At 63.7% G+C, this 23,032-nt stretch carries 21 protein-coding genes; 5 read left to right on the top strand and 16 right to left on the bottom strand.

The genetic code is table 11. The annotated features are described in order from the left end of the window. Window positions 1-18: 18 nt before the first annotated feature. From HDC37_RS07130 to HDC37_RS07105, 6 genes are all read right to left on the bottom strand, one after another. Entirely contained in the window at window positions 19-897 is an 879-nt protein-coding gene (locus tag HDC37_RS07130; RefSeq protein ID WP_179559725.1) for a carbohydrate ABC transporter permease, read from the bottom strand. Beyond that, a complete protein-coding gene (locus HDC37_RS07125) occupies window positions 897-1,832 on the bottom strand; it encodes a carbohydrate ABC transporter permease (RefSeq protein WP_179559724.1) in 936 nt (311 codons plus the stop codon). The genes HDC37_RS07130 and HDC37_RS07125 overlap by 1 nt, the downstream gene beginning before the upstream one ends. 94 nt (window positions 1,833-1,926) lie before the next feature. Beyond that, a complete protein-coding gene (locus tag HDC37_RS07120; RefSeq protein ID WP_179559723.1) occupies window positions 1,927-3,267 on the bottom strand; it encodes an extracellular solute-binding protein in 1,341 nt (446 codons plus the stop codon). A gap of 102 nt (window positions 3,268-3,369) precedes the next feature. Beyond that, window positions 3,370-5,403 (bottom strand): bifunctional aldolase/short-chain dehydrogenase, encoded by a 2,034-nt coding sequence (locus tag HDC37_RS07115; protein ID WP_179559722.1) that lies wholly within the window; start codon window positions 5,401-5,403, stop codon window positions 3,370-3,372. A gap of 70 nt (window positions 5,404-5,473) precedes the next feature. Further along, complete coding sequence (locus HDC37_RS17505) at window positions 5,474-6,898, bottom strand: rhamnulokinase family protein (protein WP_179559721.1); 1,425 nt, start codon at window positions 6,896-6,898, stop codon at window positions 5,474-5,476. Further along, window positions 6,895-7,614: a DeoR/GlpR family DNA-binding transcription regulator gene (locus HDC37_RS07105; protein ID WP_218869472.1), complete on the bottom strand. Its 720-nt coding sequence runs from the start codon at window positions 7,612-7,614 to the stop codon at window positions 6,895-6,897. The genes HDC37_RS17505 and HDC37_RS07105 overlap by 4 nt, the downstream gene beginning before the upstream one ends. 185 nt (window positions 7,615-7,799) lie before the next feature. On the opposite strand from HDC37_RS07105, the gene HDC37_RS07100 reads away from it, so the two are divergent. From HDC37_RS07100 to HDC37_RS07090, 3 genes are read left to right on the top strand one after another with little or no spacing between them, the layout of a single operon-like run. Continuing rightward, window positions 7,800-8,579: a class II aldolase/adducin family protein gene (locus HDC37_RS07100; RefSeq protein ID WP_179559719.1), complete on the top strand. Its 780-nt coding sequence runs from the start codon at window positions 7,800-7,802 to the stop codon at window positions 8,577-8,579. After that, window positions 8,576-9,586, top strand: coding sequence for an aldo/keto reductase (locus HDC37_RS07095; RefSeq protein WP_179559718.1), 1,011 nt, complete (start codon window positions 8,576-8,578; stop codon window positions 9,584-9,586). The genes HDC37_RS07100 and HDC37_RS07095 overlap by 4 nt, the downstream gene beginning before the upstream one ends. Then, window positions 9,583-10,455, top strand: a complete 873-nt coding sequence (locus tag HDC37_RS07090) for a PfkB family carbohydrate kinase (protein ID WP_308472129.1) — start codon at window positions 9,583-9,585, stop codon at window positions 10,453-10,455. The genes HDC37_RS07095 and HDC37_RS07090 overlap by 4 nt, the downstream gene beginning before the upstream one ends. A 40-nt stretch (window positions 10,456-10,495) precedes the next feature. On the opposite strand, the gene HDC37_RS07085 is transcribed toward HDC37_RS07090, so the two are convergent. The 8 genes from HDC37_RS07085 to HDC37_RS07050 all read right to left on the bottom strand — a co-directional run bounded on the left by HDC37_RS07085 (window position 10,496) and on the right by HDC37_RS07050 (window position 20,135). Further along, a complete protein-coding gene (locus tag HDC37_RS07085; RefSeq protein ID WP_179559717.1) occupies window positions 10,496-12,655 on the bottom strand; it encodes an ADP-ribosylglycohydrolase family protein in 2,160 nt (719 codons plus the stop codon). Continuing rightward, window positions 12,612-13,511: an NAD(P)-dependent oxidoreductase gene (locus tag HDC37_RS07080; RefSeq protein ID WP_179559716.1), complete on the bottom strand. Its 900-nt coding sequence runs from the start codon at window positions 13,509-13,511 to the stop codon at window positions 12,612-12,614. The genes HDC37_RS07085 and HDC37_RS07080 overlap by 44 nt, the downstream gene beginning before the upstream one ends. A 46-nt stretch (window positions 13,512-13,557) precedes the next feature. Beyond that, window positions 13,558-14,328, bottom strand: coding sequence for an SDR family NAD(P)-dependent oxidoreductase (locus HDC37_RS07075; RefSeq protein WP_179559715.1), 771 nt, complete (start codon window positions 14,326-14,328; stop codon window positions 13,558-13,560). Between the two features lie 922 nt (window positions 14,329-15,250). After that, entirely contained in the window at window positions 15,251-16,126 is an 876-nt protein-coding gene (locus tag HDC37_RS07070) for an amidohydrolase (RefSeq protein WP_179559714.1), read from the bottom strand. Continuing rightward, a complete protein-coding gene (locus tag HDC37_RS07065; protein WP_179559713.1) occupies window positions 16,126-16,890 on the bottom strand; it encodes an SDR family NAD(P)-dependent oxidoreductase in 765 nt (254 codons plus the stop codon). Before HDC37_RS07065 ends, HDC37_RS07070 begins: the two co-directional genes overlap by 1 nt. Next, a complete protein-coding gene (locus HDC37_RS07060) occupies window positions 16,887-17,729 on the bottom strand; it encodes a fumarylacetoacetate hydrolase family protein (protein WP_179559712.1) in 843 nt (280 codons plus the stop codon). Before HDC37_RS07060 ends, HDC37_RS07065 begins: the two co-directional genes overlap by 4 nt. A 70-nt stretch (window positions 17,730-17,799) precedes the next feature. Next, window positions 17,800-19,167 (bottom strand): alpha-L-fucosidase, encoded by a 1,368-nt coding sequence (locus HDC37_RS07055; protein WP_179559711.1) that lies wholly within the window; start codon window positions 19,165-19,167, stop codon window positions 17,800-17,802. Then, a complete protein-coding gene (locus HDC37_RS07050) occupies window positions 19,164-20,135 on the bottom strand; it encodes an aldo/keto reductase (RefSeq protein ID WP_179559710.1) in 972 nt (323 codons plus the stop codon). The genes HDC37_RS07055 and HDC37_RS07050 overlap by 4 nt, the downstream gene beginning before the upstream one ends. 301 nt (window positions 20,136-20,436) lie before the next feature. Between HDC37_RS07050 and HDC37_RS07045 the strand changes: the two genes are divergently transcribed. After that, window positions 20,437-20,598 (top strand): hypothetical protein, encoded by a 162-nt coding sequence (locus tag HDC37_RS07045; RefSeq protein ID WP_179559709.1) that lies wholly within the window; start codon window positions 20,437-20,439, stop codon window positions 20,596-20,598. A 75-nt stretch (window positions 20,599-20,673) separates the two neighbouring features. Continuing rightward, the gene (locus HDC37_RS07040) at window positions 20,674-21,204 is read left to right on the top strand and encodes an L-rhamnose mutarotase (protein ID WP_308472128.1); all 531 of its coding nucleotides are present in this window, start codon (window positions 20,674-20,676) and stop codon (window positions 21,202-21,204) included. A gap of 27 nt (window positions 21,205-21,231) precedes the next feature. Here HDC37_RS07040 and HDC37_RS17595 read toward each other — a convergent pair whose 3' ends face one another. Both HDC37_RS17595 and HDC37_RS07030 read right to left on the bottom strand, forming a co-directional pair. Beyond that, on the bottom strand, window positions 21,232-21,459 hold the full coding sequence (locus tag HDC37_RS17595) for an acetylxylan esterase (protein ID WP_374939153.1): 228 nt from the start codon (window positions 21,457-21,459) through the stop codon (window positions 21,232-21,234). A gap of 773 nt (window positions 21,460-22,232) precedes the next feature. Further along, window positions 22,233-23,030 carry a ribonuclease activity regulator RraA gene (locus HDC37_RS07030; protein ID WP_257021363.1) on the bottom strand — a complete coding sequence of 266 codons (798 nt, stop codon included), beginning with the start codon at window positions 23,028-23,030 and terminating at the stop codon, window positions 22,233-22,235. Window positions 23,031-23,032 lie beyond the last annotated feature (2 nt).

Below are 23,032 nucleotides of genomic sequence, written 5' to 3'. Positions count from 1 at the left end.
ATTCGGAAGTGTGGGTTATCAGCCCTTGACGGAACCGCTCGCTAGGCCCTCGACGAAGCGGCGCTGGAAGATGAGGAAAAGGACGACGACAGGTGCCGAAAGAATGAGCACCGCCGCCGAGAGAAGTCCGTAGTCCGTGCTGAATCGACCCGTGAGCAGAAGCATGCCGATCGGAAGGGTGCGCACCTGCTCGTTCGTCAGGAACACGAGGGGGAGCAACAGGTTGTTCCACGTCCACAGGAACTCCAGGAGCGCAACCGTCAGGACGCCGGGTCGGACGAGAGGCAACATGATCGACCAGAAGATCCGTAGCTCCGAGCATCCATCAACGCGTGCGGCGTCCTCCAGGGCCTCAGGAAGGCGCAAGAAGAATGCCCGCATGATGAACGCGAAGAATGGCGCACCCATGGCGACATGAACCAAGACGACGCCCGCGTAACTGTTCAACAGGCCCAGATCGCGCACGATCGTATAAAGCGGTAGGACGATCGCTGTAACGGGGATAGTGAGTCCGAGAAGCAGCAGAACCATGAGGAATCGACGACCCCAGAACTTCATGCGAGCCAACCCGTACCCCGCGAGGGGCGCGACGATGACCATAAGAAGGACGGACGCAACGGAGATGATGACGCTGCTGAGGAAGTACTGACTGAATCTGCCGCTTACCCAGGCTTCTTGAAGATTGTCCAACGCGAGAGGGATCGGCGGACCGTAGGGGTTGCTGACGATCTGCGCCCGATCCTTGAACGCGGTCGACCACGCCAGTAACAGCGGAGCGATCGAGAAGAGCGCTATCAATGTCAGATAGATGTGGAGAACGATCTGCCCCCGAGGGCGCCGCCGGCGCCGGACGGGAGCTGCGGAGTCTGTGGCTGCGGGCAAGGTCGATAGTGCCATCAGTCTTCGTTCCTTTCCCGGATGAGCAGCGAGATCACAGCGGCCACCAGCACGATGATCATGAACGCAACGGCGATGGCAGCTCCGTAACCGAACTCCGCATCCGTGAATCCTCGCTTGAACATGTATGTGCCGAGGACCTCCGTCGAATTGATCGGGCCGCCGCGCGTCGTGGCCCAGATGATGTCGAACGTCTGGAACGCACCGATCATCTCCAGGAGGAACACGACCGTGATAACGGGCCGAAGCTCAGGCACAGTGACGTTCCAGAAGGATTGGAAAGCATTTGCGCCATCGACCTTTGCTGCGTCGTAGAGCGTCTGGTCGATCCCCTGGAGGCCCGCCAGGAAGATGACGACCGAAAGACCGAATCCCGCCCACGCCGCCGCAAGCGCCAGAGCAGCAAGAGCCGTGGTCGGGTCCCCGAGCCATCCGCGGGCCACATCATCGAGTCCGACGGCACGCAGCAGCTCATTCAGGAGTCCTCGCGGCTGATAGATCCACTGCCACACGAGCGCGGTGACGATGGACGCTTGAACGACCGGAAGGAAGAAGATGAGTTGGTAGATCAGTCGGCCACGGGTGATGCGAGCGAGCGCGCTCGCGGTGACGAGCCCGACGATCACGTTGAAGCTCACCAGTATCACGACGAACACGAGGTTGTTTCGCAGCGATTCCCAGAACAACGGGTCGGCGAAAAGCCGTTGGAAATTGGCGAAGCCTACGAAGTCCCTCGTCGGCGAGACGCCGTTCCACGAGTAAAGCGACAGCCCGAACAGCTCGAGGGTGGGGCGAATGACGAAAGTCAGATAGAGCAGCACCGCCGGGGCTAAGAACAGGTAGGCCGTGAGGCTGCGCCGGCCGCGCCGACGGAAGGTGCGACGACGTTGCCCCGGGTACGAGCTGGCGTTACGCGTCAAAGTCGTTGTGGCCATGGGTGAGCGCCCTTTCGCGAGCTGATTCGTCCTGATCGCGAGGGCCCGTCGCTGTCGCTGCTCAGCGACGGGCCCTGCGTTCCCGGGGGGCCGGTCAGCACTCAGGCGATCCGCCCGCTGCCAGGGTGTTTCCGTTGGCCTTCTCCGCTTCCCAGGCAGCCTGGTAAGACTCGCTGAGTTGCGGGCCTGTGACACTTCCGGAGAGCACTCCTTGGACCTCATCCATCTGAACTTCGAAGAGAGCTCCCGGGGTGACGACCTCGAGGAATGCGGGAATCACACCGTTCTCGCGGTAGGTGTTGTTCTCGGCGAGCAGCTCCTCGAGGACGGAGGGCAATTCGACCTCGTCGAGGTTGACCTCACCCGGGGGAACGAGCCCTCCCTGCAGCATCTGGGTTCGACTCTCGTCGTTGAAGAAGAGGAAGTTGAGCAGATCGGCGGCAATGTCGGCTTTGTCCGAGTTCGCGTTGATGTACCACCCGCCCCCGGGGCTCTCGTTGGCGTAAATCGGCCCGCCTGAAACGCTCGGGAGAGCGAAGACACCGATGTCGTCGAAGTTCTCACCCGCATCTTCCTGCGCCCCGGGGATGACAAACCCACCGGTGTACGTCATCGGCACCACCCCGTTGTAGAAGTCCGCCATCGTCGCTTGATAGCTGAACGCCAGGGGTTCCGGCCCGAAGAACCCGGAATCCTGCAGACTCACGAACGCATCACTCGCCTCGATGAAGGGGGGATCCGTCCAGGCGCCGTCACCGAACAACGTCTGGTCGAGTCCTTCCGGTCCGGCCGCTGTCCCCCACATGGCACCGAGAAGCTGCGTCACCGGCCAGGCATCTTGACCGGCAGCACCGATCGGCGTCTCATAACCGTTCTCAGCGAGGGTATTGACCACCTCGATGAACTCGTTCCACGTGGTCGGGATGGAGATACCGAGATCCTCAAAGATGGATTTGCGGTAGAACATTCCGGTGGATTCGATGCTGTACGGAACCGCGAAGAGCTGGCCGTCGACGGTGGTGATGGCGGCGAGGTCGTCGGAGATCTGCGAGCCCCAGTCGAATTCACAGTAGTAAGGGGTGAGGTCGACGACGAGCCCACCGTCGATGAAGGCTTGCGGTTGGCCGGGCCCGACCGCGCCGGCCCACATGTCGGGCCCCTCGCCTGAGCTGAGCGCGGGAAGCAGGGATGGCGGGTTCAGCTCTGGGCCCATCGCAGTGATCTCAACTGTCACGTCCTCGTTGGCCTCGTCCCACTCCGCGATGAGGTCGGTGATGGCGTCGGACTGTCCCGGTTCGAAGCCGTACCAGAGCTGGAAGACGTCCGAGCTTGGTTCTTCCGAGGAACCGGCAGAGCACCCTGCGAGCCCCAGACCGATGATCGCTGTTGACGCTATGACGAGCTGCCTTGGCCGCCGTTTGTTGTTTGAGGTCACGGGTTTTCCTCTCTCCATTGAGTCACCGGTTCAGCTGTGTGCGGTGTTTAGTGAATTGTCGCACAAGTTAACATTTGCGTGCAAGGGCCCGTGAGGCTCGTCTCATCGCAGGAACGCGGCGGCGACGCCGGAGTCGACGGGAATATGTACACCTGTGGTCCGTGACAGCTCAGGCCCGGTGAGCACAGCGACGGCGTCGGCGACATTGTCGGGAACGACTTCGCGTTTGAGGATGGTGCGGTTCGCGTAGAACTGTCCGAGCTCCTCCTCCTTCACGCCGTATGTCGCGGCGCGGTTGGCGCCCCAGCCTGAGGCGAAGATGCCCGAGCCCCGGACGACTCCGTCGGGGTTTATTCCGTTGACACGAACGCCGTACTCTCCGAGCTCGACCGCCAGTAGCCGGACCTGATGTGCCTGATCGGCCTTTGTGGCGGAGTAGGCGATGTTGCTCGGACCGGCGAAGACGGAGTTCTTTGACGAGATATAGACGATGTCACCGCCGAGGCCCTGCTCGATGAGCGTTCGCGCCCCCGCCTTGGACACTAGGAACGACCCCTTGGCCATGACGTCGTGCTGCAGGTCCCAGTCGCGCTCGGACGTTTCCAGTAGTGGCTTCGAGAGCGAGAGGCCGGCGTTGTTGACGATCAGATCAAGTCCGCCGAAGGCCAACACCGTGGCGTCGATCGCAGCCTGAACCGCACCCGCGTCGGCGACGTTCGCGGCGACGCCGACCGCGACGTCCGGGCCGCCCAGCTCGGCGGCGGCGGCCCGTGCCGCGTCGAGGTCGAGGTCGGCGATCACGACGCATGCTCCATCAGCCGCCAAGCGCTTGGCGATCGCTTTTCCGATCCCGGAGGCGCCGCCTGTGACGAAAGCAATCCGCCCCTGGTGACTCTTGGGCCTGGGCATGCGCTGCAGCTTGGCCTCCTCCAGCGCCCAGTACTCGATGCGGAACTTCTCGGCGTCCGTGATCGGCGTATAGGCCGAGATCGCCTCGGCGCCACGCATGACGTTGATTGCGTTGACGTAGAACTCCCCCGCCACACGCGCTGCCTGCTTGTCTGCACCATACGAGAACATTCCGACGCCCGGGATGAGCACAATCATCGGATCGGCGCCGCGGATGGCGGGCGAATCCGCCGTGGCGTGGGCTTCGTAGTACGCCCGATACTCAGCGCGGTAGGTGCTGCACAGTTCTTTGAGGCGATGAGCCGATTCTTCGATCGAAGTGTTCGACGGCAGGTCGAGGATGAGCGGTTTGACTTTGGTGCGCAGGAAGTGATCGGGGCAACTTGTGCCGAGCGTAGTGAGCGCGGGCGCCTTCTCGGACGCGAGGAAGTCCAGGACGACGTCCGAGTCAGTGAAGTGCCCGACCATGGACCTGTCGGTCGAGACCATGCTGCGGACTGTGGGCGCGAGGGCAGCGGCCTTTGCTCTCCGCTCCCGCTCTGGCAACGCCTCGAAGCCCGCTCGAACCGCACCGAAAGGCTCGGCGGCGCCGTGCTCGGCGATGTACTCCGCCGCTGTATCGATGATCCATAGCGAGTTGCGCTCGACCTCTTCAGAGGTGGCACCCCACGCTGTGATCCCGTGACCTCCGAGAATGCAGCCGACCGCTTCCGGGTTCGCCGCCTGGATCGCGGCGATGTCTAAGCCGAGCTGGAAGCCCGGCCGTCTCCACGGAACCCAGGCCACCTTGTCGCCGAAGATCCGCCGGGTGAGCTCCTCCCCGTCGGCGGAGGTTGCGATCGCGATGCCCGAGTCGGGGTGCAGGTGATCCACGTGGGCGGCGGCAACGAGCCCGTGCATGGCCGTGTCGATCGACGGTGTTGCGCCGCCCTTCCCGTGCAAGCAGTAATCGAGCGCCGCGACCATCTCATCCTCGCGGTGGACACCCGGGTAGACGTCAGCCAAAGCGCGGATCCGGTCGACGCGCAACACCGCGAGGCCCGACCCGGTCAGTGTGGCGAGGTCGCCACCGGACCCTTTGACCCACAGCAACTCGACTGGTTCCGACGTCACCGGATCGGTCCCGACGATCTTGGCCGAGGTGTTGCCGCCTGCGAAGTTGGTGTTCCTCGGGTCGGAACCCAAGCGATTCGATCGACTGACCAGGTCCTCGAGTGGTGAGTGCATCCGCGCCGCCCTGTTGTATCGAGAAATTTTTCACAGGATACAACAGCCTTGAGTGCACCCGACGGTCTGATTAGCGAGGCCGGAAGCGCTGCCGACGGAACGACGCTCGAACGACATTCCTCAGGTCTTCGTTGTCGCCGTCGATCATGCCGAGCGATCGCGCTTGGATGAGCACATTTCCGATCACCGACGCCTCCACTGGTCCGGCGATGACCGTCTTGCCCGACCTGTCCGCAGTTGCCTGGCACAGCAGGGTGTTCTGTGCTCCACCTCCCACGATGTGAATGGCAGGTATGGAGCGCTCCGAAATCACCTCGAGGTGTCGAATCGCCTCGGCGAATGCCTGCGCGAGGCTCTCGAGCACGCACCGAATGAGGGCCGGATAGCCTGCGGGAACAGGCCGCTCACGCCTGGCAAACCATTCGATGATGGCGAGGGAAGCACGCCCGGGACGCAGGAAGAGAGGATCGCTCGGATCGATCAGCTGGTCCGGGCGGAGCACGACGCTGGCAGCCTGCTCGAGGAGCGGAGCAAGCTCCTTGTCAGGGTTCTCCTTGACGAGGTCGTTGATTAGCCCCAGTCCCATGAGGTTTTTCTGCAGAAGGGTTCGGCCGTCCAAGCCGGCCTCGTTGGTGAAACCCGCGGACCGTGCGGCGTCGCTAGTAATCGGCTCACTGATCTCGACACCGATCAGCGCCCATGTGCCACACGACAGGTAGGCCGAATTTCGTTCGTCGAGAGGCGCAGCCACGGCCGCAGCGGCCGTGTCGTGAGAGGCGACTTTGATGACGCGCGTCGTCGCCGGGAGACCGAAAGCAGACTGGACCTGCGGAGAAACCCGAGCAAGCGAATCCCCTGTCTTCTGAAGCGGAGGCAGGATGCGGCCAGGTATTCCCGCTCGGTTCATCACGGCCGGATCCCACGTTTGCGTTGCCGCATTGAGCAGCCCAGTCGTTGACGCGATTGTCGGCTCGGTGCTCGCGACGCTGGTCAACCAGTACCCCATGAGGTCAGGAATGGGAAGGAAAAGATCAGCAAGGTCGAGCACGCCCTGCTCGTCGTCCTCGGACAACTGGTAGAGCGAGTTGAACGGCAACGGTTCCAGCCCGTTGTGTCGATAGAGCGTGGCGGCATCAATTCGACGATGAGTCGCTTCAAGGCCACGCAGCGCGCGTGGATCACGATATGTGAAGGGCAGTCCAAGCAGTCGCCCTCGATGGAACAACCCATAGTCCGCTCCCCAGGAGTCCACACCAACCGAGATCAGATTCCCTTCGCGTGAACCAACGTCGCGGAGCGCACCCCCGATCTCGGAGAACAGCCGGCCGATATCCCAGTGAAGACCGCTGGGCAATGTGAGCGGCACGTTCTGGAAGCGACTGTGCGGCTCGACGCTTACTCTGCCCCCCGACACAGTCGCCGAGAAGACGCGGCCTGACGTCGCCCCGAGGTCAACGGCCGCAAGGATTCCGCAAGGCGGTCGCCGTTCCGTCACAGAAGTTCGAGGGAGCCACGGAACGGGTCGAGCCGGTTGTCATCTGGGTCGAGCTCGGTGACCAGAACATCGACTCGGTCCATCGGCAGCGAGCGAGCCATCGCCTTGCTCGTTAGTTTCGACGAGTCAGCCGCGAGGACCACGCGTCGAGCCGCGGTGGCCATCGCCCGCTTGACCTCGACCTCCCCCATCGTGAGTTCGCTGGAGCCGATCATGGGGTCGAGGCTGGAGGTCGATACAAAGCACGCGTCGAGGACGAAGCTCGAGATTGCGGCAGTGGCAAGCGGGCCAGTGAGGCTGTTTGTTCGCTCTTCAAGTTCACCGCCCGTGAGGTAGACGCGCAGGCCTGGCCTGAATTGCAGAGTGTCGAACGCCGCCAGACCGTTGGTCAAAACCGTGAGGTTTTCGACGTCGCGTATCTCGCAGGCGAGTTGGTAGATGGTGCTCGAGGCGTCGAGCCCTACCGCTGACAGACCCTTTACAAGCGGCACCAGCTTTTCTGCGATCTTGCGCTTGGCACCCAGATTTCTCCCTTGACGCCGACGGAAGTCGTCGGGACCGACGAGCACGACTCCGCCTCTGACTCGCCGCGCGACTCCCTCTTCCTCTAACGCCTGCATATCACGCCGAATCGTCATCGGGTGAACCGCGAACGCTTGCGATGCGCGTTCGATGGTGAGAGATCCTTCAGACCGGAGAAGGTCACTCAACTGCACTCGGCGCATCTCTGCCGGGAGCGGACTGCTCATTTAGATACTCGCGTTCCTGTCACATTCCGACGAGAACAGTGTTGCCGATTCTGGGCTCCAGCGCACCTCGGACGGTCGTCTAGCGTTGCAAACCGTGTAAATCTTCGCTACTTTTCACACTACATCACTCTGAGACGGATGCCGAGGAGCTCATGGACCCGACCCTGCCGGAGATTGCGGCGCTGTCTCGAGATATGGCCCGGGAGACCCGAGGCTGGGTGATCCTTGCAGAGGGGAACATCTCGGTTCGAGCTTCGGCCGAGACGATGTTTGTGAAGGCAAGCGGTCAACGCATGGCGCACGCGGTTGTCGAGGACTTCTTGGAGGTCCCCTTCGCGCCGCTGCTCGACCTCCTGGATCAGGCCGATGCGAGTGACGACGATGTGTCAGAAACGTTCGACTGCTGGAGCACGGGCGGCCACAGACCTTCTGTGGAGTCTCTCCTGCACGCTGTCTGCCAAACGCTCGGTGGTGCCCGCGTGGTCGCTCACACACATCCGCTCGTCGTCAACTCCCTTCTCTGCTCGGATCAGGCCGACGCGCTTGTCAAAGGCGCCGTCTTCCCCGATCAAATCGTCGTTCTCGGCCCGCGGCAGATGCTGGTGCCCTACGTCGACCCGGGCCTCGCACTCGCCCGCGTCGTGAGAGCGGAGATGTCACGCCATCTCGCGCTGCACGGGGAAGCACCTCGGGCAATCTATCTTCGTAATCACGGCCTGTTCGCCCTCGGGGATTCGCCGCAAGACGTGCTCAATGTCACGGAGATGGCCTGCAAGGTCGCCCAGGTCGTCAGCGGCGCCCTCACGATTGGGAACGTCGATTACCTCACTCCCGCTCAGGTGGACCGCATCCACTCCCGCGATGACGAGGTGATGCGGCGCAGCGCGCTTCTACGAACGCCTCTCCCGACTCACTCTGACGGGCGATCATGAGGTATCGCAGGCCACCGAGGGCAGGCATCGCGCTGAGCGAGTTTGCTCTGGGAACGATGACCTTCGGACATGAGGCAGACGAAGCAGAATGCTGGAGGATGCTTGACGCATTCGCCAGCGCTGGGGGAAACCTCATCGACACTGCCGATGTGTACAGCGGGGGTGAGAGCGAGAGCATCATCGGTCGATGGCTTACCGCGCGGCCTGATGTCTCCGACCGAATGGTCGTCGCGACCAAAGCTCGCTTCTCCGTCTCGAATGATGTGAATGACTCCGGAGCATCACGTCGACACCTCAGACGCGCAGTCGACGCATCTCGGCGTCGACTGCAGCGCGACACGATCGACCTGTACCAGATTCACGCGTGGGATCCATCGACGCCAGCCGACGAGTCGCTTCGCGTGCTTGACGACTTCGTTCGTTCTGGAGCGATCGACTATTCTGGATTCTCTAACATGACGGGCTGGCAGCTGCAGAAGATGATGGCGTCCGTCGCGTCGGTAGGCACCAGCGCGCCGATCACGATCCAGCCTCAGTACAGCTTGCTCGTCCGCGAGACTGAGTACGAGATCCTCCCCTCTGCGCTTGATGCGCAACTTGGTGTTCTGGCCTGGGGCCCGCTGGGCGGCGGGTGGCTGACGGGAAAGTACTCGCGAACAGCCCCGCCCACCGGGCGCACTCGGTTAGGCGAGAATCCGAGCCGAGGTTTCGAGGCCTACAGCAAGCGCGCACCGCGAGACGGGACGTGGAAAGTGCTCGAAGAGGTCGAGCGCGTCGCGCGTGATCATGATGTGACGTCGGCCGCGGTCGCGCTCGCCTGGCTGCGCGACCAGACTGGAGTCACCTCCGTCATCCTCGGTGCGCGAAGTGCCACGCAGCTCGAAAGCAACATGACCGCGGCGGGACTCACCCTTTCGATCGACGAACTCACCCGCCTATCGTCAGCAAGCGATCCACGCCCTGATGACTATCCATACGGGCCGCGCGGGCAGGAGCAGCGAGCGTGAACATCGCGACCGACCGCCGACAGACCGCCACCGGGTCCGTCTCATCACTCGCGGTGACGGTGGTCGGCAGCCTCAACATCGACATCACTGCATATGCGGAGAGGCTCCCTACAGCTGGCGAGACGGTGGGCTCCGCGCGACTCGAGCGGTCGGCGGGCGGCAAGGGCGCCAATCAGGCCGCCGCCGCCGCACGGCTCGGCGCGAAAGTGCACATGCTCGGCGCCGTCGGGCCCGATCCGGAGGGCGACTTTCTTCTTCACTCGCTGGAATCGGCCGGAGTCGACACTTCGCTCGTTAGTCGCTCGCATCTGCCCACAGGAACAGCCCTCATCGTCGTTGATCGATCGGGGGAGAATCACATTGTTGTATGCCCGGGCGCTAACGGCTCATTGCTACCCGATGGACTCCCCCACCCGGCAACCGACCTTGTGCTTGCGCAGCTCGAGGTGCCTATCGAGGTTGTGATAGATGCTGCAACGCGCTCGCCCGGGTACTTCTCCTTGAATGCTTCCCCGGCACGTCAACTTCCTGTCGACCTGATCGCCGCGTGTGACCTGATCGTGGTCAACGAACACGAGTACTCCCAGATGCCGGAGCTGAAAGGGGCGCCTCTCGTCGCCGTGACGTATGGCGCTGCGGGTGCGGCATTGGTTGAGCACGGTCGCGAGGCAATCAGAGTACCGGGCGTTAAGGCCCCGGTCGTCAATACCGTCGGGGCCGGGGACGCATTCGGCGCCGCATTGCCGATCGCGCTCACCCTCGGGCTGCCTCCGGAAGTGGCGCTCGCCGCAGCGTGCCGGGTGGGAGCGGCCGCCGTAGCTGACGCCGCATCGCAACCGGCCCTGAAGGACCTCGGCACCTACCTGTAACTCGCTGGTCGGGACGGTCGTCCGACCAGCGAGTCCGTGGTCACGCCGGCCGGACCGTCACCGCACCAACGGCGACGCGTCCGCGCTCGCACATGAGCCCGATTCCACCGGATTGCAACGTTGCTTCGTGGTCCTCCGCCGAGAGAACCACCTCTCCGCCGACGCTGACCGTAAGACGGGAGCCTTCGGCACGCATTGCCAAGGCGACGGGCCGGTAGAGCTCGAAGGGCATATCTACCCGAGCGAGGACGACTTCAGTGGGTCCAGTCGTCTTCACGAGTTTCAACTCACCCGACTGGGAGATCACCGCGGAGTAATGCCGACGTAAACCTTGGACACGAACGAGCAACCCGGTGGAATCGGCCATGTGCGGAGTGAATTCCGCAGAAACCTCGATGTCGCGCCAATCCTCGGGCCCGTGAAACACGTAGCCCTTGCCCTCGTTTTGGATGAGACGGAACGGCTCAGGCCACCCTTCACCCCACCCTTCCTCGAAGAGGTCCATTGCGTCGACCCACGCCCGACGCCACGCGGACCCGCCCTTGGGCTTCGGATAGGCTCGCCAGGTTGGCGGTTGCGGGCGGGTCAGGACGATATCGGGCTCTCCGGACCAGTCGAGCCAGTCGATGAAGACGCCGCTGCCCTCCTCTCCCTTCACATCTATCCCGACACCGGCAATGGGATATCCGCCCGTCGACGGGACGGTCCAGGAGACCTCGGCCCACTCCCCTGCGATGAGAGTCCGCTCCTCTCCGGCCACAACGCCCGTGAGATCGTCCTCGTTGTACACATCGGCGGTGAGGCGAACTTGGGCGTCGGCGCCTTCTGCCCGGAGCCGTGCGCGAAGCGTCTGGCCAGGGTGGAGCCGCGGCGTGCCTTGCAGCCCGTACCCGGCCACGTTGAGCATCTCAGGAGGGACGAATGTTGGTGAGGCCACTCGCACATGACCACTCGATCCGACAGAAATGCGAAGACCTGGCTCGTCGCCGAGCAACGAACCGTTGTTGGATACGCTCCCTACCCCGTCGACGACCTGGAAGCCTTGCCGGGAGCCGGCGAACAGAAAACTGAAGTTGGCTCCGCCCTTCGGGAGCACGGGCTGAAGACCACGTATGCGTCGAGCGATATTCGTGATAACCAGAGACTCTGTCACCGCGTCCGTTGTGGTGCGTGCTCCGTCCGCGGTGGGAAGGAAGAGCCTATCCGCCACAGGAGTGCGCCAGTCACGGTCACCTTCGAATCCGGCAAGGCCGTGCCAAATTCCGAGCAAAGCGCCCAGATTGCCGGAGTTGCAGTCCGTGTCCCAGCCGCAGGTGTTCACGATCATCATGGAGCGGCTCCAGTCACCCGCTCCGTAGAGGAGGGCGAGAATGATCACACCATGGTTGGGCACGACATGGACGTTCCCCCCGAAGGCGTGATAGCCGTAGTGTTCCTCGAGCCGCTCCCGAGCCACTCGCCAGTCAGGCTCCTCCGCGTGCCATCCCCGTAGGTCACGAATGAGGCGAGCGATGACGCAGTCAGGGGGGATCACGGAGAGCCCTGCGTCGAGCAGGTGATCGATCGTGGCCTTCTCGAAGGCTCGTGCTTCCATCGCGGCCATGACCTGAGCGGCGTAGATCGCTTCGCCGTCGTGGCTAACGGACGCTGCGCGGCGGGCGAGCTCGGCCGCCCGATCCGGATCACCCGGGAAGAGCATCGCCCACCCATCGATGAAGATCTGTGATCCGATCTGCTCTGCGACCACGGGCCCGTTGAGCGCGGCCGAGCCGCTCCGGGGAGGGACGACGCCGTCCCGCATCCGAAGATACGCGGTGTGCTCCGTGGAGTTGCCCATGCCGCCCCACCAGAAGATCGTCTTGTTGTAGATCGCGTAGTTCAGCCATGCCTCGCCGATCGCTTCGGCGGACAGGTTCGCTTCGTAGTCGACATCGCGGAACGCGCTCAAGAACGCGAGAGTGCCCGATATGTCGTCGTCGACCACAATGAGAGGAACGCCGACCTGGTCATGGACGTAGTACTCGATATCCCCCAGTTGCTCCTGGATACGCGAGTAGAGCCACCCCTCAACGGGCCGTCCGACGTAAACGCCGAGAATCTTGCCGAGGAGGCCGGCATAGACGCGCTCGGCGTAGTCGGCCGGAAGTTCACTTAGCTCACTCGCGTTCAACGTGATCTCTCCAACTGAAGTGAGGCTCATAGCCCAGGTCCTTTCGAGCTTTGTCGATTGATAGCAAAGTGGTGTGCGTTCCGATATCGCCGACGACGTGAACGCCCGGGAATTCAGCGCGCAGAAGGTCATGGTTGGTCAGAGGCGAGACGGTGTCAGCGGCAGCGATTATGTAGACGTCGGTACCGCCGCGGGCGGTCTTCAGGGCAAGCTCCACGGCCTGTGCCGCATCGCGGGCGTCGACGTAGCCCCACAGGTTCCAGCGCCTCTCGGCCGGGTCACCCTGCGCACCGATCAATTCCGGATAGTCCGACTCGTGAATGATGTTGGAGAACCGGAGGCCGATCATCGTCAGGTCTGCGTCCCATCGGCAGAAGTGACGCGCCATTTCTTCCTCGAGGACCTTCACCATCGCGTAGGTCGACTGCGGCATCGGCGGTGAGGCTTCTGTGACGGGCACCTGATGTGGAGGGACATCAAAGGGGATGCCCACTGTGGTTTCACTCGACGCCCACACCACGCGCTTGACTCCCTTGATCTTTGCGGCAAGAAAGACGTTATGTGTCGCGCGGGCGTTGTTATCGAATGTCGCGCCGGATGTGGTGATGCCGGGCGCGGGGATGGCCCCGAGGTGGACTATTGCGTCTACTCCGCCCGTGTACTGCCAGTCGATGTAGGTCAGAGCCTCCAGGACCTGACCCAGATCTGTGAGGTCGGCTGTGACGTTTTTCACTCCTTCGACGTGGGAAGGGCGGCTATCGAGAGAGACGATGTCGTATCCGACCTCGAGAAGGTGTCGCGCACAGGCTGATCCGAAATTGCCGGCTGCGCCCGTTACCAGGAGGCGGCCTTGCCCACCGTCGCCAGCATCGGGGGCGTGTGTCATGTTGTGAAATCTAACTCAAGACAACTTTGATATCAAGGTGCCCCCTTTAGAAGACTCGGTACCCTCCGTCAATGTTTAGTATCGAGCCCGTCATGAACGAGGAATCGTCGCTTGCGAGAAACACGATCGCGCCGCGAAGCTCTGCGGGCTCACCGACGCGTCGCATGGGCGCGTCATCGATCCAGTTCTGTCGGAACCGCGGCTCATCGACAGGTGACATGTCGGTGCGCATGTAGCCCGGGGCAAGCGCGTTGACTCGGATCCCATAGGGCGCCCACTCCGCCGCGAGACTGCGCGTCAGATGATGAACGGCAGCCTTCGACGCGTTGTACGCAGGCTGCCACTGAGGCCTGTTCACGATCTCTCCGGACATCGATCCGACGTTGACAATCACACCGCGGCGTCGCTCGATCATGTGCCGCCCGAACACCTGGCTACAGAGCCACGGACCTTTCACATTCGTGTCGAAGACCAGGTCCCAATCGGTATCCGAGACTTCCAACGCGGGGCTATGTATGCAGGTTCCGGCGTTATTGACAAGGATGTCAACGGCGCCGAATCGAGTCACCGCCTCGGAAAAGACTCTCTCAACGTCGGGCCGCCGCGTGATGTCGCCGAGGGCGACAGCCGCGACGCCTCCTGCGTCCTCTATCTCGGCCTTGACGGTCTTTGCCGCGCGCTCATCGCGACCGCCGACTACAACGCTCGCTCCGGCCGCCGCCATGGCGAGTGCAAACTCGCGGCCCAGGCCTCGAGATGCGCCGGTAACAAAGGCGACTCGATTCTCTAAAGACGGTACTGCCACCCTGGCTCCCATGTTCGATAATGTGTAGTTTACAACTTATAACATTCCGTGGCCAGGAGCTTCGGCAGCGTCGACCATCTGTCGGCTGGTCGCTGATTCCACGGACGGCGAGGCACCTGCCAAAGGCCGTACTCTTGCGTTCAGGTCAGCCGACGGGCTCAGGCGGCCGCTCACTAGAGGCTCGACGTCAAGATCGTCAGATTGGTCGACGACCAGTGCTGCTATCGCGGAATCTGACCGCTCGCTGCCGCATCAATGGGTTGGCATAGACGGCGCCTTCATCTACGTTGCAGCGCACCCCGGGCTTCTCACCGCCGAGCTCACCAGCAACGGCGCGGTTCAGACCATCGGCAATGGCCGGCCGCGGCCGGGATCAAGCGGTGGGGGCCTGGAACGAACCCTGCTTTATGCTCGCCGACGTGAGTGTGACCACGAAAGGGCATACCGTTACGCTCACCACCGCAAAGAACAAGCGAGTGGCTCTGGCGACACTCTGATGACGCCGAGGGGCGCTCCAGCAGGATTCTGCCTGACCTGCATCCGGTTTCAACCCTCGCCCGACCACTGAACACCGCCCCTGCACGGCGGTATCGGCCGCGTGCAGGCTCCTTCGCCCACAGCCTCTTGCGAGAGCAACCCGACCAGGCCCGGCCCCCGACTGTTTGGACCTTCCGTTAGCGCAATCTTCCACGACGGCATGTTCGATCTTCGCCACTCCGGACGTCGACCCACGCCAAGATCGGCGAAGCCGATGACGGCACCAAGAAATCACACTGTTTATTGAGCCCCCGGGTTCATCAGCACTTCGGACAGTGGCGACAAGCTCGTCGACTGCATCCTCGACCATTCGCCCGCATAAAAGGGATGTACGCGTCTCGCTCAACCGCAACATCGATCACCCGCCACTGCTGGCCCTTTGCCTGGAGACGGACTGTCAAAGTCCGTAAAAGCTGATCGCCGTCGCCGATGAGATCTGGTGCCAGCCGGGCCCGACGACTCGCTGAATGCGCGAGGCCCACGGAAGGACGGACACCCTGGCGCCGCTGTTTGCGCTGACCGGCCAGTCACTGCCGATCATCGACCGCTCGGCGCCGAACTCCTGCACGGCGAAGTCTACGAAAGCATCGGCGTGGGCTGAGAATAGCGGGGCGGCGGTCGACGCGCCGGCAAGGCCGGAGAGCTTGACGGCGAGGCGGGGCAGCTGAGCCAAGCGCTTCATGTTGGCGCACCAACGCTGTCCCGCGTCGCTGCTAATCCCCGCGTCGACAGGCGGTTTGCCCAGGTGGTCGAGCGCGACGGTCGCGTCAGGAGTCTGCTCGAGGAGCCCCGCCAGTGCGTCAAGTTGCCCGTGGCGGACGCAGACATCCACGGTGAGTCCGTGGGCTGTCACCGCCCCGATGCCGAGGGAGAGCTCCTCGATCCGCCATCGATTGACGGGATCATCCTGAAGGGAGTGTCGCACTCCGACCACACGTGCATGCCCGACGAGCGCCCCGAGTAGAGTGTCCGAGAGCGAGATGGCGGTCAAGTCGCAGGCGGCGACTACTCCGGAGATGAACGGGTGAGCCTCGGCCAGCGAGTCAATCCAGCGCACCTCGGCGAGTGAGCTGCCGGCATCTGCCCCCGCCTCAACGACGACCACGCGACTGACGCGTCCGTCCGTGACGCGACAGTAGTCATCCGGCGTGTAGCTCCCCCGCTCGGGCGTGTCGGTCAGCCAGGGGTAGCTCAGCTCTTTTGTATCCCAGAAGTGTACGTGCGTATCGACGATGCCCTTCAGCGCCGGATCGTCGGCTGGCGGATTCGCCATCACATCGGACGCAATCGAAGTCCTGACATTCCCCCATCCACCTCAAGATTCGTCCCCGTTGTTGACCCGGCGAGCGGGCTCGCAAGGAAGGCAATCGCGGCGGCGACCTCATCAGGGTGAACGAGCCTGCCGTGAGGCTGACGTGCCTCGAGCGCCGCTCGCTCAGATTGCGGGTCTTCGGCGGAGGCGAGGAGGCGATCGACCCATTCTGTCGCCGTCGTTCCCGGACTCACCGCATTCACTCGGATGCCTTCGCGCACGTGATCGGCAGCCATAGCACGGCTCAGCGCGAGCAAAGCGCCCTTGCTGGCGCTGTACAGGGCACGGTGAGGAAGTCCGGCGGTCGCCGCGATCGAAGCCACATTCACAATCGATGCCCGCTCAGATGCGCGCAGCGCCGGGAGCGCGGCTCGCGTGACGCGGACGGCGCCCACAACGTTGATGTCGAGCACGCGATGCCAGGTCGCGTCGTCGTTGTCGGCCACCGTCCCCTGGGCGCCGATTCCCGCGTTGTTGACGAGCACGTCGAGCCCGCCCATGTCCAGCACCGAAGCCTCAACCGCGGACCGCACTGCGGCGTCGTCCGCGACATCGGCGCGGAAGCCCGCGAGTTCGTCCGGGAGATCCTCCAAACGCACATCCAGCACACGCACCTCACTCCCGCAGGCCCGCAGATAACGAGCCGTCCGCAACCCGATGCCTGACGCACCTCCCGTGACGATGGCTCTCAGACCCCTGAGATCGGTCGACTCGCCGCCGCTCATGCGTTCCTCAACTCCTGTCGCTGCCGGCCGAGCCCTTCAATGTCCACCTCAACCACGTCCCCCGCTCTTAAATACGGCTTCGGCTCGGGAAGACCCAGCGCGACACCGGCCGGAGTGCCCGTGTTGATGACATCCCCCGGGTGGAGAACCATGAACTGGCTGACGTACTGCACGATCTCGAGAACGCTGAAGATCATGTCGGACGTGGATGCGCTCTGACGCGTATGTCCATTCACGGCGAGCCGCAGGCCGAGCATCTGTGGATTCGGCACCTCATCCGGGGTTACGAGCCACGGCCCCAGCGGATTGAAAGTCTCGCAGTTCTTGCCCTTGTCCCATTGTCCGCCCCGTTCCAGCTGGAACTCCCGCTCCGACACGTCGTGCGAGATCGTGAACCCGGCGATCACCTCAGCGGTCGCTTGGGGCGACGCCAAGTAAGCGGCCCGACGGCCGATGACCACAGCGAGTTCGACCTCCCAATCGGTCTTGCTCGAGCCACGCGGAATGAGCACGGGATCGTTCGGACCGACGACGGTGTCCCCCGCTTTGAGGAAAATCACCGGTTCTCGCGGGATGTCGGCGCCGCTCTCGCGAGCGTGCTCCCTGTAGTTCAGACCGATGCAAACAACCTTCCCCGGGAGCACCGGTGGCCCGATGCGCACACCCTCGTCGATTTCGGGAAGATTCCCTTCTTGGCACTGCTGTGCGACCCGCGCCCTCGCGTCGTGGAGGTCCTCGACGACCTCGTCCATCGATACATCCACGAGGGCGCGCCACCCTGTGCCATCGAACACGGCCGGCGTCTCTGAGCCGTGCGGGCCGAAGCGGGCGAATCTCATTATGTCAACTCTCCTTCTGGGTAGGTGTGGCGATCACGCAGGTCGGCCGCGCGTGAGGGTTTCAGGTCGTTCAAGATTCACTTCTCAGGGGAAGCTCGAGAACGTGGATTCCGGTGGCTGCGAAGTCTGCGACGAACCCGTGATCGACCCGCCAGAGCTGCGCGGGAGAGCGCGACACCGCGCGAGCCGCCTGCCAATCGACGAGATCGGTCACGCACCTCACCCGTGCCGGTCCAGTGCCGGCGTCGACGAAGGCAAAGACACTGCCGCGTTTCGCGGTCCAGCGCACCCAGGGGTCGTTTGCCGCAGCGAACGGTTTGGGGGCCGGACGCGAGCCGTAGATCGCTTCGCCATTCACATCGAGCCAGGCACCGAGATCGCGCAGGACAGTGCGCTGCGTCGCGGGCAGTGTGCCTTCCGCGGTCGGCCCTACGTTGAGCAGGAGATTCCCCCCGCGTGCCACCACGTCCACGAAGTAGCGAATCAGATCGTCTCCCCGAAGCAGGTGCTCGTCAGATTCGACAGCGTTGTACCCGAACGATAGCCCGATGCCGCGCGTGTGTTCGAAGAGTCCGGATTCTCTGTCGCGATGCGCCTGGTACTCGCTCGTCGCGAAGTCAGCGAACGGGACACCCCAACGGTCGTTGACCACTCCGTCGGGGACGGTGTCGACATATCGCCGGAACAGCTCGGGCAACCCGAATGGAGTGTTGGCCTTGCCCGCATCCGGCCACTCGATGTCGTTCCAGAGAATGTCGGGTCGGTATCGGCGTATGAGGTCATCGACGTGTCGAAAGGCGTAGCATGCGTATGCGACGTTGATTGGTCTCGTGCCGTACATTTGAGCGTGCGTTCGAATCGGCGCCGTTGGCGAATGATGGCAATCCAGGCCTCCCGAGTAATAGACACCGAACCGCAGCCCCTCCCCGCGGGCGGCCTTTGCCATTTCCTCCACAAGATCGCGGCGCGGTCCACGGTGGACCACGTTCCTCGCGCCGGTTCCGGGCGCATTCCAGAGCGCTATACCGTCATGGTGCTTCGTCGTGGGAACCACGTACCGGGCGCCGCTTGCGCGGATGTCCTCCATGAGCCGTTCTGCATCGAAGCTCTTCGCTTTCCAGAGGTCGAGAAAAGCATCGTAATCGCAACTGGCCCAGGCCCTTGCATGATGCGCTTGGGCGGGGCTGCCGTTGATTCGGATTGTGTTCGCGTACCACTCCGCATAGGGATTGTGGGCGAACCAGACGTCGTCGGCGACCGCGCCTAATTCACCGGTGGGCTCCGCCCAGGCCGGCACGGAGTAGGCACCCCAGTGCACGAAGACGCCAAGCTTGGCGTCTGCGAACCACGAGGGGGTGACCCGCCTGGGGAACGTGTCACGCTGCGTGCGCTCGCTGGCCCGAGACGCACCTCCCCGCTGGGCTTGCCTGGAGCTCATGGGTCTTCTGTCGTTCGGTCGGTCGCACCGAGCCTCGCCCATAGTTCGTCCGGGACAACAGTCCGGTAGCGATCGACGAGTGCAGCCGCCTCATCTTCGGTCCGGACGCCGGCGACGACGGACCTCACGGTGTCGTTCCGAAGCGGGAACTGCACCGCCGCGGCGGGAGCGGGGACGCCGAAGCGCTCGCACATCTGATAGATACGGCGAGCACGACTCGACACGGCAGAAGTCGGCTCGGCGTAGTCGAAACGAGCGGATTCGTCGAAGTGGTCGGCGCTGAGAAGCCCCGAGTTGTACGCCGCAGCTGCCACCACTCCGATGCCGCGTTCGCGCGCTAGGGGAAGCAACTCCGTCTCTGCAGAGCGATCGAGAAGCGTGTATCGACCAGCGATCATGACGACGTCGATATCAAATCTGCGAATGAACTCGGCAGGCACCGACACCTGATTCATGGCGACTCCGACGGCGCGAACCAAGCCCTGTTCCCGGAGTGCGAGCAGCGCGGGCATCCCTTCGGCGAAGGCAATGTCAAGATGATCGTCGGGGTCATGCAGATATGCGATGTCGACGGCATTGGTACCGAGACGTTGCAAACTCGACTCCAAGGAGGCGATGACTCCGCGACGGCTGAAGTCCCAGACGCGGTCGTGCGTCGCGGGGACTGCGAAAGCCGGGTCGCGATCGCCCGGCGAAGCGCTGCGAGGCTGCAGCAAGCGCCCGACCTTGGTCGACACGACCACCTCCTCACGCGGCCAAGCGGCGAGCGCGATCCCGAGACGGCGTTCGGCGAGTCCGAGGCCGTAGTGCGGCGCGGTGTCGAAGTACCGGACGCCTGCCTCCCATGCCCGGGCGAGAGCCGCAGCCGCGTCGTCGTCGGACGTCTCTTGGTAGAGATTCCCCAGAGCGGCGGTGCCAACCGCCACCTCTGTAAGCGCGAGATCGTCGCGCAGCGCGCGCCGCAGCATGCAGTGAGCGTACCGCCACCAAGAGATTTAGTCGATAGCTGATAATCGATTATCGTCTCGCACGTGATTCGGAAACGTCTATCAAGCTCAATCCGGGCCTTTGGGCCCTCGACCTCTCCTCCGCCCTGTTACTCCACCGAATCCTGGAATGCCGGGCCGAAAATCGCCAGGGGCACCCTCGGCGGAAACACGAGGTGAGGTCCGCCCAGGCGGACCTGGTCGAGATTGCCTTTGGCCGGATCGCTGAAGAGCTCGGCGAAGCGGCCGACTCCCACCTCTCCGGTGGCGCGGCCGCCTGGAAATGCAGGAACTGCAGCAACTCGCCCGTCCCGAACGAGTCGTACCCGCGATCGAAGTCCTCGTCGAGCATCCCGAGCGCATTCAGCTGCTCGGTGCCGCCCGGCCAGTGGCGCTCGCAACTCGCGAGCAGCTCATCTTCGCCGGTGAGCAGATACAGCTGTAGCCAGGTGAAGAAGCTCTCGCAGAGGTCGTCGCCCCCATCCCTCGACGTCGAGTCCCCAGTGAACAGCGGCGAGGAGTGCAGTCCGGCGCGGGGCGCTTGCGATCGAGGTGCCGACATGCCTGCTTCGGGTTCGGCGGTAGGTCGAGCCGCAGAGTTGCCCATTCGGGCGTGTCGCTCAGAACACAGTCGGTCGCGAGGAAGACTGTCGTGCGACGCGTCATCGTCGGCCTCCGCGACGATTCGCCCGAGGGAGGTGATCGTGTGGCACAGCCAACGTACGTGACGGCCCGTCGTACAGTTCTGCATTCGGATCGCGTTGACGACTACGTACGAGTCCATGCTACGGTGCCGGACGAGCTGGCCCAGGCGCTGCGGGCCAACGGTGTCCTGAGCTGGCACATCTGGCGGGACGGCCGGACGCTGTTCCACCACATCGAGACCGACCGACCGTATGCCGAGGTGATTGCCGGCATGGCAGCGTCAAAACTCGACCTCCGAAGCTGGGAGGCGACTATCCATGCAATGCTCGAGCATACTGCCGGTTCGGATATCCGCCTCGAGAGCGTGTGGCGGATGGACGGGCGGGGTCAGTCGGACGGTCGCTAAGCGGCTGGCGGCCGCGGACTCGTGACATCATACGAGCTCCCGCGGGAAGGGCTCGAGAGGGTCATGCTCGTCCGATGCCTTCCCGCCCTCGTGTGCGTTGTACGGCCACACCTGCATGGACTTCGTCGCACAGATGACGTTGTATGTGCCAAACGCCGTCGTCGGCGGGCACGTGTCGTCGATGAGGGCGACGGACACGTGGGTGGGCGCATCGATCTGCCCAGCGAACTGAACGCCGTCGAAGTACCGCAACATTCGCTACGCGCCGTCACCCCGGTCCCGCTGCGCCAACAAGTACCGTGTGAGCTTGAAGGCGAGTCCGTCCTGGCGACCGCGCGAGGAAAGTCGCGCAGGAATGGAACACGGGCCATCCCCGCCGCGAGACCCGTGCACAGCTCAGCCGTCACCCTTGCTGATGCCGCACACCCCCCTACGATTCTCCTTTGAGATCGCTCCACTCCGCACAACCTCGACGGTACCCGCCGCGTCGCCGATGAGCCGATGAGCCGATGAGCCGATGAGCCGATGAGCCGATGAGCCGATGAGCCGATGAGCCGATGAGCCGAAAATAGCAGTAGGCTCCGCGCGGCTGGATCACGGATATCGGGAATCCGGCGTGCGCGGGCCCGTCGACACCGAATTGTCTTCCGTCGCGCCATAGCTCCACGATGCGCCCTGGCCACGCGTATCCGTGACGAGGTGCGCGTGACCGGCCAAGCCGAACAGCAGGCTGTCGGTGGGCAGCTCCCATCCACGGCCGGACCCGATGAACTCACTCGCCGCATTACCCGAACGCTGCGAAGGCTCACGCGAAAAGCGTCAGCCACGCACGGCCGTCATTATCCGGGACGCCACGTCGTAGACCTGCAAGGCCTGGCCAGCGGCACGTATACCTCATCGAGCACGAGGCCGAGATGGTGCGCCCGCGTCTTCGAGCGCTCCGCTCCAGAACGCGTCGAACTCGTGCGGCTCGACCGGGCACTGCGGTAGTCCTCGAGCTCGTTGAGCGGCAGATCGATCTAGATCAGTCAGTCCCGTCCGATTGCCGCGGCCGACTCGTCGTGCCGCCACCGCTCGTACTCGGCGCGCGTCCGGTCGTTCAGCGGGTAGTAGTCCGACAGCCGCCCGCCTTCGTCGATACGCATCCGACTGAAGACCTCCCACTCCTCATGCTCGCGCGACAGCGCAGTGAGTTCGCTGGTCTTGCTCGCCGGCACGACCACCGCGCCATCGTCATCGGCTATCACGACGTCACCCGGCAGACACAGCACCCCACCGGCTGCGACGGGGACGTCGTACGCCCACGGGAAGAGCTCGGTCTGAGACGCGTAGTGGGGGGTAAATCCGGTGCACCAGATTGGAACCCCCAATTGCCGCACTCGAGGGGCGTCCCTGATTCGGCCGTCCACGACGATGCCCGCCCCGCCCTTACGGCGGAAGTAGCGCACCAGCATGTCTCCGAAGCACCCGGTGAAAGGACTTCCCCACGCCTGGACGACGAGCACGTCCCCCGGCTGGACAGTCTCCATAACGGCCCAAAGCGCCGTTGTGCGCTCGGCGTACTCCTGCCCTTCTCCGCTGCCGATGTCTTCCCGCACGGGCATGAACTGCAGCGTGAGCGCAGACCCTACCACGCGGGTTCCGGGCGCGATCGACGCGGGGCCGTTGATGAAGGTCCGCGAAATCCCCATGCCGTGCAAATGCGCGCTGGCGGTGGCTGCGCTCACGCCCTCGAGCGCGCGGAAGGCGTCCTCGCCCGCGCGCTCGAAGGGTCCGCCCCGCACGGGAAGCTGGATCGGTGGTGTTGTTTTCGTGTCGGTCGGCATCA

This window comes from Microbacterium sp. AK009 (assembly GCF_013410955.1).
In the GTDB taxonomy this organism is placed as follows: Bacteria; Actinomycetota; Actinomycetes; order Actinomycetales; family Microbacteriaceae; genus Microbacterium.
The sequence above is the reverse complement of the archived record's forward strand: the minus strand, read 5'-3'. Positions and strand labels throughout refer to the sequence as shown.

Coding starts and splice junctions, on each gene's coding strand:
- HDC37_RS07065 (WP_179559713.1), bottom strand. CDS start 16,890: ATGAGCGGCGGCGAGTCGACCGATCTCAGGGGTCTGAGAGCCATCGTC.
- HDC37_RS07070 (WP_179559714.1), bottom strand. CDS start 16,126: ATGGCGAATCCGCCAGCCGACGATCCGGCGCTGAAGGGCATCGTCGAT.
- HDC37_RS07115 (WP_179559722.1), bottom strand. CDS start 5,403: ATGCACTCACCACTCGAGGACCTGGTCAGTCGATCGAATCGCTTGGGT.
- HDC37_RS07130 (WP_179559725.1), bottom strand. CDS start 897: ATGGCACTATCGACCTTGCCCGCAGCCACAGACTCCGCAGCTCCCGTC.
- HDC37_RS07080 (WP_179559716.1), bottom strand. CDS start 13,511: ATGACACACGCCCCCGATGCTGGCGACGGTGGGCAAGGCCGCCTCCTG.
- HDC37_RS17595 (WP_374939153.1), bottom strand. CDS start 21,459: ATGTTGCGGTACTTCGACGGCGTTCAGTTCGCTGGGCAGATCGATGCG.
- HDC37_RS07125 (WP_179559724.1), bottom strand. CDS start 1,832: ATGGCCACAACGACTTTGACGCGTAACGCCAGCTCGTACCCGGGGCAA.
- HDC37_RS07030 (WP_257021363.1), bottom strand. CDS start 23,030: ATGCCGACCGACACGAAAACAACACCACCGATCCAGCTTCCCGTGCGG.
- HDC37_RS07045 (WP_179559709.1), top strand. CDS start 20,437: ATGCAGGAACTGCAGCAACTCGCCCGTCCCGAACGAGTCGTACCCGCG.
- HDC37_RS07085 (WP_179559717.1), bottom strand. CDS start 12,655: ATGAGCCTCACTTCAGTTGGAGAGATCACGTTGAACGCGAGTGAGCTA.
- HDC37_RS07075 (WP_179559715.1), bottom strand. CDS start 14,328: ATGGGAGCCAGGGTGGCAGTACCGTCTTTAGAGAATCGAGTCGCCTTT.
- HDC37_RS07095 (WP_179559718.1), top strand. CDS start 8,576: ATGAGGTATCGCAGGCCACCGAGGGCAGGCATCGCGCTGAGCGAGTTT.
- HDC37_RS07100 (WP_179559719.1), top strand. CDS start 7,800: ATGGACCCGACCCTGCCGGAGATTGCGGCGCTGTCTCGAGATATGGCC.
- HDC37_RS07060 (WP_179559712.1), bottom strand. CDS start 17,729: ATGAGATTCGCCCGCTTCGGCCCGCACGGCTCAGAGACGCCGGCCGTG.
- HDC37_RS07050 (WP_179559710.1), bottom strand. CDS start 20,135: ATGCTGCGGCGCGCGCTGCGCGACGATCTCGCGCTTACAGAGGTGGCG.
- HDC37_RS07055 (WP_179559711.1), bottom strand. CDS start 19,167: ATGAGCTCCAGGCAAGCCCAGCGGGGAGGTGCGTCTCGGGCCAGCGAG.